Below are 15,776 nucleotides of genomic sequence, written 5' to 3'. Positions count from 1 at the left end.
GAGAAAAATCGGTTTTCTTCAAGTCTCTTCGGTTTTTTCTGGAACTATGGAAATTCAGGATCTCTCCGAGTTCTCCTTCGATCTTCCGGAAGACCGAATCGCAAAGCATCCTTTGTCTCGTCGTGACGAGAGTCGGCTCCTTGTTCTTGATAGGAAAGAAGATACCTTACTCGAAGAAGTTTCTTTCGCTTCCATCCGAAAGCATCTCAAGAAGGGCGATGTCCTTATAGCAAATGCAGCCCGAGTCAGTAAACGTAGAGTTTATCTAAAAACGATTTCGGGACGTAAACATGAGGCATTATTTCTTTCTCAGGGAAAAGATAATATTTGGAAGGCTTTGATTCGAAACTCCAAAAAGTTGAAAGAAGGAACTTCGCTGAGATCGGAAGAATCGGACTCGTTCGAATTCATCGTACTAAATAAGGAGGAAGAATTCACTTTTTTGAAATGTACGTCCGATTTCCACGAGGAAGATTTTGAAAGTATAGGAAAGATCCCGATTCCTCCGTATTTCAAGCGGGAAAGTTCCGAAGAAGATTCTATTCGTTATCAAACGGTCTATGCCAAGAATCTAGGTTCTGTCGCAGCTCCCACCGCCGGATTACATTTCACGCCGGAATTACTAAGCGAAATCGGAAATGCGGGAATCGATTTTGTGGAACTGGAGTTGAGAGTAGGTTATGGAACGTTTCAACCTCTTTCAAGAGAGCATTTTTTTGAGAAAAAACTGCACGAAGAGTCTTACTTTATTTCTGCGGAAGTCTCCGAAGTTCTGAATTCCGCAAAGGAAGCCGGTAGAAGAATCATCTCTGTAGGAACTACGACTCTCCGAGCTCTGGAATCCTCGTATGATCGGCAAACGGGGCAATTTCGAGCCGGCGAAGGTACTACACGATTATTTCTCCAGCCTGGGGATCGGATATCAAGTTGTGACGGGCTAATCACGAATTTTCATTTGCCGGAAAGCAGTTTGCTTCTGCTTGTTTGCGCGTTTGCAGGTAAAGAGCGGGTATTAGCCGCGTATCGTTATGCAGTGGAGAAGGAATTCCGGTTCTTTTCTTACGGCGACGCGATGCTACTTCTCTAGAATCCCGAGGGATCTTAAATATCCGAATCGCTTATTTTTATTGAGCAAATCTCCCAGTAAAGAGAGTATGGGAAAGTGTTACGCAAAGTTCTTCCCACTCAGGCTCAGACTAAATTTAAAGCGCCTAAACCGAAACAGCTAAAAGGATTACCCGATTTTCTAGTCTTTCATAAAGAAGAGGTAAGGACCTTTCATCAAGCTCTTGAAAATCCGGAGCTTTTTAGGCATATACTGATCACCGGTCCCGAGATAGAATCGAATCTTTTGCAATTCGCCCATTACCTTTCCGATATCGGAAAGAATCGACCGGTAATCGCTGAACCTACGCCGACACTATTATCGTTGGCGGGCTTCCCCAATTCGGACAAATATCGCGCGGGACGAATCGCCGAGGCCAATGGCGGGCTTTTACTCTTGCCGCTTCGTCCGTTAGTGGAAGATCCCGATTTATATTATTTTTTAAAAGGGGTTCTTTTAACCGGAAAGATAGATTTTCTTTCCTTACCGGAAGGACCGGATTCCCGTCATATCAATCGATTTTACCCGAGCATTCAATCTAGATTTCGACTTATCTTAATCGGAGAAGAGACGGAAGTAGATGCCATTTCTCAATTGGATCCGGATTTTTACGGAAGTTTCGATTTCAAAATTCATATGCCGTACGAAATCAGCCTGACTGCCGCTTGGTTACCTCTATTTTCCGGGTTGGTCAAATCTTGGGAAAAACCCGGCTATCCTCCGATGGATCAAAGCGCTTTGGATGCTCTTTTGGAGCTGGCACTCCGCTGGAATGATAGCCAAAGAAGATTGTCCTTACATTTATCCGAATTACGCTCCTTTGTTACGGAAGTTCTCGCTCTCAGTAAAAAAGGTCAGAAAGCAGTGAGCCGAATTCAAATAGAACGCGCGCCCGAAGAAATCCAAAAACGAACCGCCATCCACAAACGTAAATACATCGAGAATATTAAAGAGGGATTGATCGCCGTCCCTTTGAAGGGGAAAAAAACCGGACGGATTAACGGATTATCCGTGATCTTATTGCAATCGTCTTTATTGGATTTCGGGCAAGTAAACCAAGTTTCTGCAAGAGTTTCCTTGGGAACCGGAAACCTAATCAATATAGAAAGAGAAGTAAATCTTTCCGGCGATCTACACGATAAAGGGGTTTTCATTTTACAATCCTATATAAAAGGAATGTTTTCGCATATTCAGTCATTCGGTTTGGATGCTTCGATTTTGTTCGAGCAAAATAGTTCTCCTATCGACGGTGATTCCGCGAGCTGTGCCGAACTCTTGGCGCTTTTATCAGCTCTTTCGGGCCTTGAGATTCCTTGCAATATAGCGGTAACCGGGGCCCTCTCGCAGTACGGGGATATCTTACCCGTAGGTTCCGTGAATACGAAAATACAAGCTTGGTATGACGTTACAAAGCTGAGCGGATCTCCCGGCGACAGATATACTGTTTATATCCCGAAAGATAATGTGCGAGATTTGAATCTACCTAGAGAAATACTGCATTCGATGCAGAAAGGTAAATTTCAGATCGTTTCTTGCTCTCACGTCGAGGATTTGATTCCGGAAATCTTCGGCACTCCTGCGGGCAAGATGTCCAAGCCGGGTAATTATCCCGAGGGAAGCTTGTTCAGAATCATAGAAGAACGAATCGATCGCAAAAAGGACGCCGAAGAACATTCATGATCCTTTGAGAAAGACTTGCTTCGTAAGAGCGGCTAAAAATCCTTTAATGGAAACCGGAAATTCCGGGACGAAGAGGGATTGAATGTTCGGCGGAAAGAACTTAGAGAATCTAAAACAGATGAATCAGATGCGCGTTCGGATGAAGCGTCTGGAAAAAGAACTGCAAGCATTATCTTTCGAAGGAAAATCCAAGAACGATTTAGTTACATGCGTTTCGGACGGAAAACTCGTAGTACAGGAAATTCGAATCGAAGACGAGTTGTTGGCCAAGAACGACAAAAAACTATTACAGAAAAGTATAAAGCAGGCCGTGAACCAGTCGATCGAATCGGCTCAAAAAGCGGCAGAAGAGAGAATGGGGGAATTTCGGGGATTGCTTTCCGGAGCGCCTTAATTCTTTTATAGGGAGAATCCCGGAAATCTAGAGGGAACCGAATTCACTTTTAAAAAATCATGAGGACATATCGGGTTTGGAGCATCCGAATCCGGTAATTCGATTCCTTGGCCATCCCCTGATGAATTCGTCTTTCCGTATGAAAAAGAAATATCTCCCGCTCTGTACGGCTCGGTATTTACCTGAATTGAATAGTCACTTCCATTAAAACTTTTTTTCATTAAAAATAATCCTGGTGAAGCATTCACATTTTCTTGGGCCAATTTTACGAGTTGAAATTGACCCGGATTCAATGTAGGTAAAGGGACAATCTCAGGGAGTCTGCTTGGAGTGTATAAACCTTGCAGCTCAATTCCATCCAGATTCGCCTCGACAAACGGAAATCGAGCAATAATCGAATCGATCGATTGGCGAAGCGCATCCGCTCCGATCGTATCTGTGCCGGCTTGGACCGTATCGGGGGATGTATCTCCGATGGATTGCCATAGGAAGGAGGCGAATATTCTTCGGAAGGTGTCTCCCGATGTCGATCCGAGAGAACCGATGATAGGATCTTGAACAGAGTAGGCCTTAGAAGTTTTTCGAAATACTTCAAACAAGCTGCTTGCATCGACTGCGCGAATTCCTGTAATTCCCTGTACGCTCGCTTTGAAAAACAGATCCCGTTCTGCTGTATTGTCGCCGGAGGAAAGATATACGTATTTCATAAACGGATAAGAAAACGCGTAATCAACGACCGAATTGTAATGCGGAGAGCCGAAGATCGAAGAGCCATTGACTCCTCTGACACAGGCGCCGGGAATGTTTCCTCGGTAACAATTGATTCTGGCCGTTTGGGGGGAATAGCCGGCTATGTCGGATGCGACTTCGCTTGTACCTTCGTTAATCCAAGTTTCGTCTCTATTTCCACCTTGGGCCAAAGCGATAGCCTCATATTGGAAGCGAATCAAGTGTTGGTATTCATGGGACATTGTAGCTAAAAACGTATCCGGTTTTCCGTTAGATAGATCTTTATTTCTTAAGGCCACTAATTGCACACCGTCCAAATATAGCATGTCTTGAAAATTGGATCGAATACGGGAAGTGAGCGAATCGGGATAGTAGTCGGCCGGGTCGAAATATCCGGCTACAAATGATCCTCCAGGCGAACTTCCGTCTCGGATATCGAGTACTAAAATCGTTACTTTTCCGTTCTTATCCAGATCGTTAGGAACACCAAAAGCCGCTTCTAACCTAGGGTGTATCTGAGTATCGAATTCCATTGCTATATTCTGATAATTTAATGCATTTATCAGAGAAGGTTCTGCGTAAACGTTAATGTATTGTCCGGAAGCCACGAGGTTTGTCTGGGTGCAATAGGATGTATTCGACACTAGGTTTCTCGCCCAGAATGCACCGTCTCCGTTGCAATTGGAGGAAGAAGAGACTAACGACAAAAATTGACTAATCGACGGGGAATATTCCGAATGTTGAGATTTCGAATGGATAAAAGCGGTGCAAAAATTGGCGCCAAACGACGTTAGTAGAATAAAAGTGAAGGAACGTATCAGTCTTACGGCGCCGACTGTTACTCGGTGTCGGTTCCAGACTGGCGCTGGTTCTCGATTGTAGAACCTGTTCATTGATAGTCGTCTTCCTAGATAGGAATCTGCTTTACTCGTCTGAGCCCTATCTTATGGTCAATTAGGAAAGACATTATTGTTGGAGCAAGTCGCATTGACAGTTTCGATTTTTTCTCGTTGGAAATATTTTGCCTTCTTTGGAAATTTATTTCTTATCTCTTTGTTTTCTTTCCAATGTTCCTTTCGTCCTTCCCCGATAAACCGTACGGACTCGATGGATTACCCCGAAGGGATTACTAGCTTGCCGGAAGACGGAGAATATTTTTCTCAGATTCAAAGCATCCCGACTGGGTTCTACATAAGACAAATTTACCTTAATACAAAAAGAGAACGACCCGAATTTTTGCTCAGCCAACTCTCGGTCACCGAATCTAAGAATTGGGAAGAAACTAGATTCGAAGGGAAAATCGTAGCCGATCCTAAAGGAAGGGGTTACCGTTTTCGACCTAAACTTTGCAGGATGTTTACTAGTAAAGGAAGTGGAGACCGTTGGACATTGACTCGAGCGTACGAGTGCGACCATTTTGAATTTCTAATATGGAAATCCGGGCAGAATCAAATCCGTTTAATTCCTGGTCCGGAAGGCGAAGAGGAAGGGATCCATTTGAGAAGATCCTCATCTTCCGCTCCGAATCGAGTCGCAGCAGTCGTATTGTTCGCAAAACGAGGAATTTTGGAAATTTGGGGAATGCGTCTCTCCAAGGTTCGAAAAGATGCTACGCTTGTATTAGAAAAATCGGATGGAAAGAGGCGAAGACTTAGATCCTTGATAACCGTGGAAACGACGGGAGAAATTCAAGCGGAGGGATTAAGTATTTCTACCGGCGATCTTATTTTATACACGAATCCGGGAGAGGCCGCACCTTTGGCCTACGAATAAATCGGTTTTTTTATCTATCTAATCCGGTTTCAGAATTTAGAATTTTGCGCATGCCGGGAAAGACTTTTAGATACGGTAATTTCTTTCTAAGACCGCTGATTTCTTCGTCCGCGACGGAAGTCCGGTCCAACTGCAAATGCATGAGTTCGTTTAATCCGTATAACGGAGCCAGGTTTGAAACCTTGGTCCCCTGAAGATACAATTCCCTTAGTTGCAAACAATTTGCCAAAGGCCGAAGATCGGAAACGAGAGTATTTCGAAGTTCTAAATGTCTAACTGCGCATCCGAAACCCAGAAATTCCAACCTAGAAACTTTTGTGTTAGAAAGTTCGATTCGAGTAAGCCGATTCCAGCCCGAATACGTGGCGATATCGATATCATTAATCTGAATTCCGTTAAGGATAATTGAATCTAACTTGGGTTGCTTTTCTAAGGGTTTAAAATCGCGGACTTTCGTATCGCTAAGATTGATATATCGAAGGCGCGGTAATTGCGGTAGCTTTTCTAGTGACGAAAGATTCGAAAGAGGAAATTCCAAGATTTCCACTTTCTGAAAGGAAGAGAGATCTCCGAGCGACGGAGCTTGGTCAAAACCGATCCATCGAGTTTCCACCGGATAATAGCCTAACGTTTTTCCAGTCTGAGTCCTGATCGGCAATCCTGATTTTGCAGGGAATAAGCATCCGATTAAAACTATTCCTAAAAGAATCGCAACTCCTCTCATAGCTGAATTATATCGACCAAGGCTATCCTGGAAACACGAATTTGCCGCTTACGGCGGTGTAGATAATGGAACTACGTACTTTTAATTTTACTTTAGATCCGAAAGAATAAACTGCAGGATGTATATTGATAATTAATTATCAATAATAGTTGACAGAAATAGGATCTTCTAAATGCTGAAATTCATGTTAGTTTCTCGCCGACTTCCAGTCACTGTCCTATCCGGATTTTTGGGTTCCGGAAAAACCACGGTATTAAATCATATTTTAAAAAACCGTGAGGGTCTCAAAGTTGCAGTCATCGTAAACGATATGAGTGAAGTGAATATCGATGCGAACCTGATAAAATCCGGGGGCGCACAGCTATCCCGTACGGAAGAAACTTTGGTCGAACTTTCCAACGGTTGTATTTGCTGTACGTTGCGCGAAGATTTATTAAGCGAAATTTCTAAGCTTGCGAAAAACGGTAAATTCGATTACTTACTCATTGAATCCACAGGTATCGCTGAACCTCTTCCTGTTGCGGAAACCTTTACATTCGAGGACGAGTCGGGTTTTTCTCTCTCGCAAATCGCCGATCTGGATACGATGGTGACGGTCATCGACGCTAGGAACTTTCTAAAGGATTATTCCTCCACCGAAGATCTTTCTGACCGAGATTTGGCGGCAAACGAAGACGATTCTAGAGCAATCGTCGATCTTTTAATCGAGCAAGTTGAATTTGCGAATGTTCTTTTGATCAATAAAATAGATTTGGTTTCGCAGAAAGAGTTAATCGGCCTGACTTCCATTTTGAAACGCTTGAACCCGGACGCTCTCATCGTTCCTATACAAGAAGGTGAAGTGGATCCGAAACTTATTTTAAATACGGGCAGATTCGATTTTTTAAAAGCTGCGGAAGCTCCAGGTTGGTTGAAAGAGCTTCGGGGAGAACATCTACCGGAGACGGAAGAGTTCGGAGTTAGTTCCTTTGTATACCGTGCAAGAAAACCGTTTCACCCCCATAGGTTTTGGGACATCCTTCAGGAGGAATGGCCTGGAGTAATCCGTTCCAAAGGATTTTTTTGGTTGGCCACTCGACCCGATTGGGTAGGCGGATGGTCTCAAGCGGGCGGCGCCTGTCGAACTGAAAATGCGGGACTCTGGTGGGCGGCAACCGCTCGATCGGAATGGCCCGAAGCAGAATCGGAAAAAGAAATCTTAGCGCAATGGCAGGAACCGTATGGGGATCGAAGACAGGAAATCGTTTTAATCGGAGTTGACATGGACCACGAAGAAATCGCAAGCTTACTAGACGGTTGTCTCGTTACTGAGGAAGAATTTTCTTACGGTCCGAGCGGTTGGGAATCCTTTTCGGATCCGTTCCCAGATTGGGAAGTTCGGATGGAGGAAGAACTCGAAAATCCGTCCAGATAGATTTGCAAGAATGGGAAGAATTCTCATTTCCGTTCGAAAATTTATCATAAAATTGTATTCCCAGAGTTTACTTGGGATTCCCAAATGAACGAAGATAAGAAAGCCGCGTCTCGGAAGACAAAACAGAAAGAGGAAATTTTTCGTGTGATCCAAGATGCGAAAGGTCCCCTATCCGTAAAGGAAATCTACGACCTTTCTAAAATCACATTAAAGAATATCGGAATAGCGACAGTCTACAGAACCGTAAATAACCTATTAGAATCCGAAAAAATTCACGAGATAAAACTTCCAGGAGAATCGTCTCGTTTTGAAACGAGTCATTTAGAACACCATCATCATTTTCATTGCATCAGATGCGATCGAGTGTTCGATGTGGAAGTTTGTCCTTTCCCGATCGAAAACTTACCTAAAGGATTTCGAGTAGACTCCCATGAGATCATTCTTTATGGGGTTTGCTCGGAATGTAACCTAACCAGCAAATGACTGAAAAATTTTCCAAACTACGCGTGCTCGTAATGAGTATCGCGTTCCTTGCATTTTTTTCCTTTTTAGATAGGGTCGTTTTCCCTTTTGTTTTATTTCATTTTCCGAACGAATTGGAATGGGACACGTCGCCTTGGTTTAACTTTTTGGAAAAAAGAAATAGGATTCAATTCAAAGAGGATGAGGACGGAGTTTTAGTCGTCGGGAGTAGCGTGGCTTTATATTCCGTTTTTCCTGAAATGATTACCGAGCATTTTCAAAAAAATGGAGGTGATTCTTCCAAGAAAGTAAAAGCGGAATTTTACGCACACCCGGCTCTTACACCATCCGATTTTTATTATTATCGAAAGCATATTGCGTCCAAAAAACCCAAACTGGTTTTCTATGTTCTGAATCCGGCCGATTTTCAATTGGATTACTTAGTCGGCGACGATGAATTGGAATTAGGAAAACCAGATATGTCGGTAGGATTCGACGAAAAACGGCTATTTATAGATTTTAGTACCGGCAGACATCAAAACCGAATCTTATATCCGGCGGAGTTTTTGAGCGAAAATATTTTTAAAATTTTAAAATTGGGAAAACCCCAATTTTTAGGGCTTTTGTCCAGATCTTTATTTCTTTTAACTCGATATCGTAGTTTCGTATACGATCCGTTCGACTCTTTCATCGAACATCATTTTCGCAGCGGTCGATCTTATCATTATTATACGGGTATTTTGCCGAAGGAAGGAATTTATTTGAGGGGCTGGACCAAACCCAAATTCCATATCGATTGTGAAACTAAAAGCGGGCATCTTAAAGAAAGTATCTTTCTTCAGAATGAAAAAACTCGTGTAAGAATCTTTCAGGAAAAGCCCGAGGAGACTCTGATATTCGATAAGACATTCGAAAAGGCGGGATGGTCCAATTTAGATTTGGAGTTTTCGGGAGCGGAGGATAAGATTCCACTTCGGTTTGAAACTGATAAACCGGTTTCTTCCAACGAAGTCGACACTAGAATTTTCGGGACGGAGGAGATATACGGAATCCGATTATCGCAGAATTTCTGTCGTAGAGAAATCAGAAGTGATATCTCCTATGCGAGAATTCCTGGAATAGATGATTCCAGAATCGCGGATCTGGACGACGTCGCATATGCTGAAGATTATGAGAAAAGAATCTATCGGAACAAAGATGCGGAGTCTGCATTAACCCGTTTAAAAGTGATCAAAATCGCAAAGGAAAAGCTAAGTAGTTCTAAACAGTTCTTTACCTGGTCCGAATTGGAATATCTCAAAAAGGGAGTTCAGTATTTGGAAGACCAAGGAGTCAAGGTAATGATAGTGAATTCCGCGGAAAATCCGATCGAGAGAGTCGTATATGAAAACAGCGCTTGGTATAAAGGATACCTTTCGTATTTACGATCGCTAGGTTCGAAACATTATTCGTTCCGAGACGCTAAAAACATAGCGAAGGATAAAAGGGATTTTCTAGATCCTCATCATCTAACCTATTCCGCCGCTCAAGCCTCGACGAATACGTTCTCATCCTGGATCGGTGAAGAAATTCACGCAGAGAAATAAGGAGATTGAAAGGTGCGAGAAGATTTGCGTGAAAACAAGTTCCTATCATTCTCCGGTGATTTTTACCGAAAGATTTATAAACTATTAGAAAATCAAAATACGCTTATTCTCCTTTTTATTTTTATTTATTCACTTTCGTCCCTTCTGGTTTGGAAAAAATACGATTGGAACCCGACATCCCAAATTAATTTCGGAAAGGAATATTGCGACTTAAATTCCCTACAAGTACCAAAGGGCGCGATCGTCTTTCACGGGGAGGAAGGAAACTTAGGGGCCGGGTATGACGGCCAAATTTTCTATTTCTATTCTCGAATGATTTCAGGGCTTGCTTTGGATTGGCCCAACGGCTTTGAGACGAGCGTAAGAGCGCCTAGAATCGGATACCCGTTATTGGCCGCTCCATTCGGATGGCTCGGGCCGTACGGAACGATTTTCGGGATGTACTTCCTACATATATTTTTTATGATAATTTCCTTTTTGGCGATTCGTGATTTGTTACCGAATCGTCAAAAGATTCTCTCCGTCTTTTATTTATTTTCGCCTTTTGCCCTTGGCAGTTATATCCTTTTAGTTTCCGATACGATTCTAATTAGTCTTCTTGTGTTTGCGTACTGGGCTTACAAAAAGGAACGATTTATATTATTCTCATTAGTTGGCGGACTCGCGCTTCTTACAAAAGAACAGGCATTGTTTTTACTTTTTCCTCTTGGCGTCGATTCTCTTCTCAAGAAAGACTTTCGCCGAAGTCTTTGGATTCTTACTAGTCTAGTTCTTCCCGGTCTCTGGAATTTATTTTTAAAATTCAAATTTCCGGAAGCTACGCCGGCTCGTTTTGCGGATTTTTTCGATCCGTTAGGCGGAATTATCGGTTATCTAAGAGAGATTTACGGCTTGATGGTCGGATCCGTTCCTCTTGATGGCGGACTGTTTCGCTCCTTAGCTAAAAAGTTTTCCAGATTCCCGTTGCTTATTCTGTTTTTGAGCGGCTGTACGCTTCTTTTTCGAGGGGATTGGAAAAAGGGATTTCCGTTTCGACTGGGTTTCGCGCTTACTATGTTTTCAATATTCTCGGCCGGATATATTTTATACTGGGCTACGTATGAAAACATCTCCCGTATGTTTACCGTTTCCATCCCGCTGCTGATTCTTTGGCAGGCGGAAGACGATCGACTTTCGGCTTGGCACTATTGGGGAATTTGCGGCATCGTCTTGATCTTATTTTTCGTTAAGATCGCGTTTATCGCCAAGCCGATGACGAACAGTATCTGGTAAGAATTATTTTCTCTCTCCCATCGAAGATAATGGAATTTTGTATTGTGCATTGATTCTAGCGTTCGTGCTTGTAAGTTCCGCTTTGTTAAGAATCACTTCGGTTCCATCGTCTAACAATAGAGAAATGTAATTCTTTTTGGATTCCTTCACTTTTCGCATGAGGTCCTTTACGGAAAGGACGGGAGCTCCTTCGACTGATTCGAGAATTCTCGCAAAAACTTCGTGATAACCGTTATTCGATTCGTCGGGTATCACCTGTGATAATAGGACGATTCTACCTTCGTTGTCGCCGGACGATCTGAACTTATGATAATCGTACAAATATAAAAGCTTTTTATCTATTCGCGATCGCCAGTCCTTTCCCCACTCAAACAGGTAATTTTCCGAGAGATCTACGAACAGAAAACCGCCATCCAAATAAAAATCGGGTCGATTGGAAGGATCGCGATGGGGAATTCGAATCGAAGTATAAGGAAAAGGTTTTAGAGGGAGGTTTACTTCCATTTTCTTTTTTTCCCTAAGGATACTGACGGGAATCTTTTTACCGACTTCATATCCGAATTCATCGCCGATATGCGCGATAAAGGAAAGAACCTGCTTACCATAGGCCGGATGTTCGAAATATCCCTTGGAATCGATTTTTTTGCCGCCGAATTCGAGGATCACATCCCCCGGTTTCAAAATTCCATCTGCCGAACTTCCGGGGAGAATTTCTGCAACAAGGATCCCCTCATTCTTTCCGTTGATTCCGTAATATGCTTTGGTTGCCTCATCGGTTACCGGGCGATGCCGAAATCCTTTATAGGCGATTTGCGAATTTCCGGAAAGTCCTAGAAATTTGCGGATTAAAAAGGAAGGAATTGCTCTGCCTGCGTTTTTATCCCCGCTAAAATCAAATAGGATGCCGCCGACTTTTCCATTTTCAACGATGACTTCTCCGTTCCCGTTTAAGGTTTCCGTCGAGTTAACGTCTAGAATCGGAAGTTCGATTTGCCCTTGCGGATAGAGATCCAAGTCCAAGCTAAGTAAGGCTCCTGTCGCGCTTTGGATCGATCCGGAATTATCCAATTGGTAAATGGATATCTGCTTGGGATAGGAGATACTCGTTTGAAATTCCGAAGGTTTCAAATCCTGAAAGAAACCTTTTTCGTCAACTTTTAGTAGGGCAAGATTCGTTTCCGGATCGATACGAAAGATCGTCGCTTTAGTATCCGCATAGGAAGAGAATTTTTTAACTTCTACTAAAGTCGAGTATTGCAGAATTTGAGCAGGAACTAATATTTTATCCCCATCGATAACGATTCCGACTCCTCGGCGAACTCGCGGATTTTTTTTCTTCCAAGGTGAAATATAATCCGGTTCTTGAAAGGAAACTTTGATCTGAACGATGCTCTTTTCAAGTTCCTCTTCCGGTTTAGTTTTGACGGAGGCGTTTGAAACGGATGTCTTTAATTCCTGAACTTTTTTTGTAGTCGCGACTTTGGAAGATTTTCCGGATTTTGCCTCCGCAATCATGGAAGAAAAGAATACCGCAAAAATAACTGAGAAAATACGGAATTTCAATGTGTTACTCCAACCCATACGTGGAACGGATTTGACGATCGGCGGCTTCCGCTTCGTTCCGATCTAAAATTAAAGGAAGTTCTACGTCCAGAAACTTCAATCGTAAGTAACGATCCTTTGTCGAAGATAGAATCTTTTTCAAATCTTCCAAACTATTCACGGGCATTCCGTTAACGGATTCTACTACCAAATTGAGGAAATAATCGGAGGATGAATTTACTGGATGGGCTAGTTTTCTGTAAAGGATTACGTCCGCCTTCTTATAACGATTGATTCGATCTGCGATGAAATATTTATACCTGTATAGAAACTGGCTGCCGCCCGAAGTGCTTCCGGCACGACTCCATGTCGCTAAAAGATCTTGAGACATTTCTTGGAAGAGTAGGCCGCCGATCATCGCATAGTCGTACGGCGCGTCGTAACGATTTCGCATAAAATCAAAGTCGGGCATTCTCTTAGCCTCGAAGGAAATATCGATGAGTTTTCCTCCACGAAATACCTTGAATTTAATTCTATCTCCTGCGTGCTTGTTGTCGACATTCTCCGTAAAATCGACTCTGGCATCCTTATCTAGAGTGGTGGTTCCGTTTCTCCCGATCGGACTTCCGTCGATCTCGGTGAGATAATCTCCTTCTTGCAAATATCCGTCTGCAGAACCGTGAGGAAGAATGCGAGTAACAAATACCCCTTCTAGACCATCGGGGATTCCTTTAGCTTTACGAAGGGAAACATTGAAGGAATTTAAAAAACTGATCCCGAGCTCGACATAGCCGTCGTACGTTCCATCTTCAATGTCCACTAAGAAATGTCGGATAACGTTCGTTGGAATCAGATATCCGATATTCTCTCCTTTGGTAGCTACTTGAAAGGCTACACCCACTACTTTATCGTCCTGAATAGCCGGGCCGCCCGAATTACCCGGATTGATTGCCGCATCCACTTGAAGAACGAGATGACTATCGACGGACGAATGGGAATATTCCGATTGTTCCTTCCGGGAAACGATACCTCTTGTTACGGAAACTTTGTTCCCGCCGATCGGATATCCTACGACGATTAATGGAGAATTCAGCTCGGGAATTTCTCCGAGCTCTAGATCACGGGAATCCTTATAGAATTGTCCATCTTCCGCTTCCAGGATGGCTAGGTCGCAATCATGGGCAATAAATAGGATCTTTACCCGATACCACTCGGTTTGATTATAACGTTGCACTTGAATGAACTTTGCGTTCGATACCACGTGAGCGTTCGTAAGAATTCGTTTCTTACCGATCAAAAAACCGGTTCCAGAACTTGCGCGTACTCCGTCGGTTGTCCATGGGGAATATGGATTAATAGCTTGGGAGTAGACTTTGATTTGAACTACGGCCTTCCGAACGCTATCAAAGTCCGTTTTCTCCTCTGCAAAGGAAGGTAGTGAAAATACGAAAAAAACAAAAGAAACGAATGCAACTTTAAGAATAGGCATCAAACTTCAATGGCCTTCGAATTCGCAGATAGAATAGACATCGACTCCTAACTCTTTTTTCAATTTGGAAGCTCCTCCCAAATCGGGTAAATCGATAATTACGCCCGCTTCCGTAACCACTGCGCCTAGACGCTGCAAAAGTTTCGTCGCAGCGATCATAGTGCCTCCGGTCGCAATTAGATCGTCCATTAGCAGAATTTTATCACCCGGAAAGACCGAGTCCTTATGAATTTCAATGATATCCTTTCCGTATTCAAGATCATATTCTTGGGCGACGGTTTCCGCAGGCAGTTTTCCCTTTTTCCGAATCGGAATGAATCCGGCTCCCAATTGAAAAGCGACGGGGGCGCCGATTATAAAACCTCGAGCTTCGATTCCCGCAACTTTCGTAATTCCTTGGTTGGAATACCTGTCCACAAAGGTTCCGATAGTAAGTGCTAGACCTTCCGGATCCAACAGGAGAGAAGTGATATCGCGAAAAAGGATTCCTTTTTTGGGATAATCGGGAATGGTGCGAATTTTTGATTTAACGATGGACATAGGCTCGAAGTCCTATTCCAATCTTCGGAAGCGCGGGAACAATTCTTTTTTGATGAAACCGCCCTTAATTTAGGGCGGCTATCAACCTAATTTTAATATGCTTTTGCTCGTAAGGCAGCAATTCTTTCCTCTAAAGGAGGGTGGGTAGCAAATAGGGAAGCAAATCCGCCTGCGCGATTTGATATTTTAAGAGTCGCAATCGATTCCCCTCTTTGATCTACAGGGTCGACGGTAAAGGCAGCTTTAAGCCGTTCGAGCGCGGCAATCATATTACTTCTGCCTGCTAATTTTGCACCGCCGGCATCCGCACGATATTCTCTGGCTCTCGAAACGTAAGCGACCACGATGGAACCCAACAATCCGAATACCATTACGAGTACTTGTTGAATCATAAACCGCATAAAGAAGCCTCCGCCTCCGCGATCGTCATCGCTCCTACTGAGCTGGGATGCAATTAGAGTGCTCACAATCCAAGCAAAGAAAAATACGAATGAATTCACCACTCCCTGCACTAGGGTCATAGTTACCATATCTCCGTTCGCAACGTGAGATAGTTCGTGTCCGAGAACTCCGTCGATTTCTCCGCTATCCATTCCATTTAAAAGTCCGGTAGAAACTGCCACAAGCGCGCTAGATCGGCTAGGCCCGGTTGCAAAAGCATTCACTTCCGGAGACTGATAATAGCCGACTTCCGGCATCGGTAAACCAGCCGCGTCTGCGAGTCTTTTGACTCGTGCGACCAAATCTCTTTGCCATCCTGCTGCCGTACGAGGATCTATAATCTCGACTCCCATCGACATTTTAGCGGTAAATTTGGAAATGAAGAGTGAAATAAATGCACCGCCCATCCCCCATATCGTGCAGAAAAGAAGCAATCCTCCGTACGAAATACCCGATTTTTCCAGATAGCTGGCGAGACCGGTAATTCTTATTAAGAATGCGATCGTTGCTATCACTGCGAGGTTTGTTATCGCAAACAATCCGAATCTACGAATCATCCACATAGGTGACTTTTTCTCCTTATATAGAAACGTTCGGGACGAATTTCATCCCCGGGTGTTCTTCC

14 protein-coding genes are annotated in these 15,776 nt (G+C 43.4%); 8 read left to right on the top strand and 6 right to left on the bottom strand.

Features of this window, described 5'->3' with window-relative positions:
* Positions 1–46 precede the first annotated feature (46 nt).
* The 3 genes from queA to LEP1GSC050_RS03960 all read left to right on the top strand — a co-directional run bounded on the left by queA (position 47) and on the right by LEP1GSC050_RS03960 (position 3,179).
* A complete protein-coding gene (queA, locus tag LEP1GSC050_RS03970; protein WP_040911093.1) occupies positions 47–1,087 on the top strand; it encodes a tRNA preQ1(34) S-adenosylmethionine ribosyltransferase-isomerase QueA in 1,041 nt (346 codons plus the stop codon).
* Between the two features lie 75 nt (positions 1,088–1,162).
* Complete coding sequence (locus LEP1GSC050_RS03965) at positions 1,163–2,785, top strand: S16 family serine protease (protein ID WP_020987114.1); 1,623 nt, start codon at positions 1,163–1,165, stop codon at positions 2,783–2,785.
* Positions 2,786–2,867: 82 nt separating this feature from the next.
* Positions 2,868–3,179: a YbaB/EbfC family nucleoid-associated protein gene (locus LEP1GSC050_RS03960; RefSeq protein ID WP_010568502.1), complete on the top strand. Its 312-nt coding sequence runs from the start codon at positions 2,868–2,870 to the stop codon at positions 3,177–3,179.
* 5 nt (positions 3,180–3,184) lie between these two features.
* Here LEP1GSC050_RS03960 and LEP1GSC050_RS03955 read toward each other — a convergent pair whose 3' ends face one another.
* Positions 3,185–4,801, bottom strand: a complete 1,617-nt coding sequence (locus tag LEP1GSC050_RS03955) for a hypothetical protein (RefSeq protein WP_010568503.1) — start codon at positions 4,799–4,801, stop codon at positions 3,185–3,187.
* Positions 4,802–5,015: 214 nt separating this feature from the next.
* On the opposite strand from LEP1GSC050_RS03955, the gene LEP1GSC050_RS03950 reads away from it, so the two are divergent.
* Entirely contained in the window at positions 5,016–5,681 is a 666-nt protein-coding gene (locus tag LEP1GSC050_RS03950; protein ID WP_232225650.1) for a hypothetical protein, read from the top strand.
* A gap of 10 nt (positions 5,682–5,691) precedes the next feature.
* Here LEP1GSC050_RS03950 and LEP1GSC050_RS03945 read toward each other — a convergent pair whose 3' ends face one another.
* Complete coding sequence (locus LEP1GSC050_RS03945) at positions 5,692–6,405, bottom strand: leucine-rich repeat domain-containing protein (RefSeq protein WP_010568505.1); 714 nt, start codon at positions 6,403–6,405, stop codon at positions 5,692–5,694.
* 172 nt (positions 6,406–6,577) lie between these two features.
* Here LEP1GSC050_RS03945 and zigA point away from each other — a divergent pair, with 172 nt between their 5' ends.
* From zigA to LEP1GSC050_RS03925, 4 genes are all read left to right on the top strand, one after another.
* Positions 6,578–7,819 carry a zinc metallochaperone GTPase ZigA gene (zigA, locus tag LEP1GSC050_RS03940; protein WP_010568506.1) on the top strand — a complete coding sequence of 414 codons (1,242 nt, stop codon included), beginning with the start codon at positions 6,578–6,580 and terminating at the stop codon, positions 7,817–7,819.
* Positions 7,820–7,903: 84 nt separating this feature from the next.
* The gene (locus LEP1GSC050_RS03935; RefSeq protein ID WP_010568507.1) at positions 7,904–8,302 is read left to right on the top strand and encodes a Fur family transcriptional regulator; all 399 of its coding nucleotides are present in this window, start codon (positions 7,904–7,906) and stop codon (positions 8,300–8,302) included.
* On the top strand, positions 8,299–9,867 hold the full coding sequence (locus tag LEP1GSC050_RS03930) for a hypothetical protein (protein ID WP_010568508.1): 1,569 nt from the start codon (positions 8,299–8,301) through the stop codon (positions 9,865–9,867). The genes LEP1GSC050_RS03935 and LEP1GSC050_RS03930 overlap by 4 nt, the downstream gene beginning before the upstream one ends.
* Positions 9,868–9,879: 12 nt before the next feature.
* Entirely contained in the window at positions 9,880–11,139 is a 1,260-nt protein-coding gene (locus LEP1GSC050_RS03925; protein ID WP_010568509.1) for an AZOBR_p60025 family cell surface glycopolymer formation protein, read from the top strand.
* A gap of 3 nt (positions 11,140–11,142) precedes the next feature.
* Here the strand turns inward: LEP1GSC050_RS03925 and LEP1GSC050_RS03920 are convergent, their stop codons facing one another.
* The 4 genes from LEP1GSC050_RS03920 to htpX all read right to left on the bottom strand — a co-directional run bounded on the left by LEP1GSC050_RS03920 (position 11,143) and on the right by htpX (position 15,714).
* Positions 11,143–12,720 carry a S1C family serine protease gene (locus LEP1GSC050_RS03920; protein ID WP_040911025.1) on the bottom strand — a complete coding sequence of 526 codons (1,578 nt, stop codon included), beginning with the start codon at positions 12,718–12,720 and terminating at the stop codon, positions 11,143–11,145.
* Positions 12,707–14,170 (bottom strand): S1C family serine protease, encoded by a 1,464-nt coding sequence (locus LEP1GSC050_RS03915; RefSeq protein WP_010568511.1) that lies wholly within the window; start codon positions 14,168–14,170, stop codon positions 12,707–12,709. Before LEP1GSC050_RS03915 ends, LEP1GSC050_RS03920 begins: the two co-directional genes overlap by 14 nt.
* A 6-nt stretch (positions 14,171–14,176) precedes the next feature.
* Entirely contained in the window at positions 14,177–14,710 is a 534-nt protein-coding gene (locus tag LEP1GSC050_RS03910; RefSeq protein ID WP_010568512.1) for an adenine phosphoribosyltransferase, read from the bottom strand.
* A gap of 92 nt (positions 14,711–14,802) precedes the next feature.
* Positions 14,803–15,714, bottom strand: a complete 912-nt coding sequence (gene htpX / locus LEP1GSC050_RS03905; RefSeq protein ID WP_010568513.1) for a protease HtpX — start codon at positions 15,712–15,714, stop codon at positions 14,803–14,805.
* Positions 15,715–15,776 lie beyond the last annotated feature (62 nt).

Origin of the sequence: Leptospira broomii serovar Hurstbridge str. 5399, from assembly GCF_000243715.2 — a bacterium.
Taxonomy (GTDB): domain Bacteria; phylum Spirochaetota; class Leptospiria; order Leptospirales; family Leptospiraceae; genus Leptospira_B; species Leptospira_B broomii.
Note: the sequence above shows the minus strand (reverse complement) of the source record. Positions and strands in the feature narration are given on the sequence as shown.

Bases quoted from the DNA above. Each gene is read 5' to 3' on its own strand.
- LEP1GSC050_RS03960 (WP_010568502.1), top strand. From the start codon at position 2,868: ATGTTCGGCGGAAAGAACTTAGAGAATCTAAAACAGATGAATCAGATG.
- LEP1GSC050_RS03915 (WP_010568511.1), bottom strand. From the start codon at position 14,170: ATGCCTATTCTTAAAGTTGCATTCGTTTCTTTTGTTTTTTTCGTATTT.
- LEP1GSC050_RS03955 (WP_010568503.1), bottom strand. From the start codon at position 4,801: ATGAACAGGTTCTACAATCGAGAACCAGCGCCAGTCTGGAACCGACAC.
- LEP1GSC050_RS03945 (WP_010568505.1), bottom strand. From the start codon at position 6,405: ATGAGAGGAGTTGCGATTCTTTTAGGAATAGTTTTAATCGGATGCTTA.
- LEP1GSC050_RS03930 (WP_010568508.1), top strand. From the start codon at position 8,299: ATGACTGAAAAATTTTCCAAACTACGCGTGCTCGTAATGAGTATCGCG.
- queA (WP_040911093.1), top strand. From the start codon at position 47: ATGGAAATTCAGGATCTCTCCGAGTTCTCCTTCGATCTTCCGGAAGAC.
- zigA (WP_010568506.1), top strand. From the start codon at position 6,578: ATGCTGAAATTCATGTTAGTTTCTCGCCGACTTCCAGTCACTGTCCTA.
- LEP1GSC050_RS03950 (WP_232225650.1), top strand. From the start codon at position 5,016: ATGGATTACCCCGAAGGGATTACTAGCTTGCCGGAAGACGGAGAATAT.
- LEP1GSC050_RS03935 (WP_010568507.1), top strand. From the start codon at position 7,904: ATGAACGAAGATAAGAAAGCCGCGTCTCGGAAGACAAAACAGAAAGAG.
- LEP1GSC050_RS03910 (WP_010568512.1), bottom strand. From the start codon at position 14,710: ATGTCCATCGTTAAATCAAAAATTCGCACCATTCCCGATTATCCCAAA.
- LEP1GSC050_RS03920 (WP_040911025.1), bottom strand. From the start codon at position 12,720: ATGGGTTGGAGTAACACATTGAAATTCCGTATTTTCTCAGTTATTTTT.
- htpX (WP_010568513.1), bottom strand. From the start codon at position 15,714: ATGTGGATGATTCGTAGATTCGGATTGTTTGCGATAACAAACCTCGCA.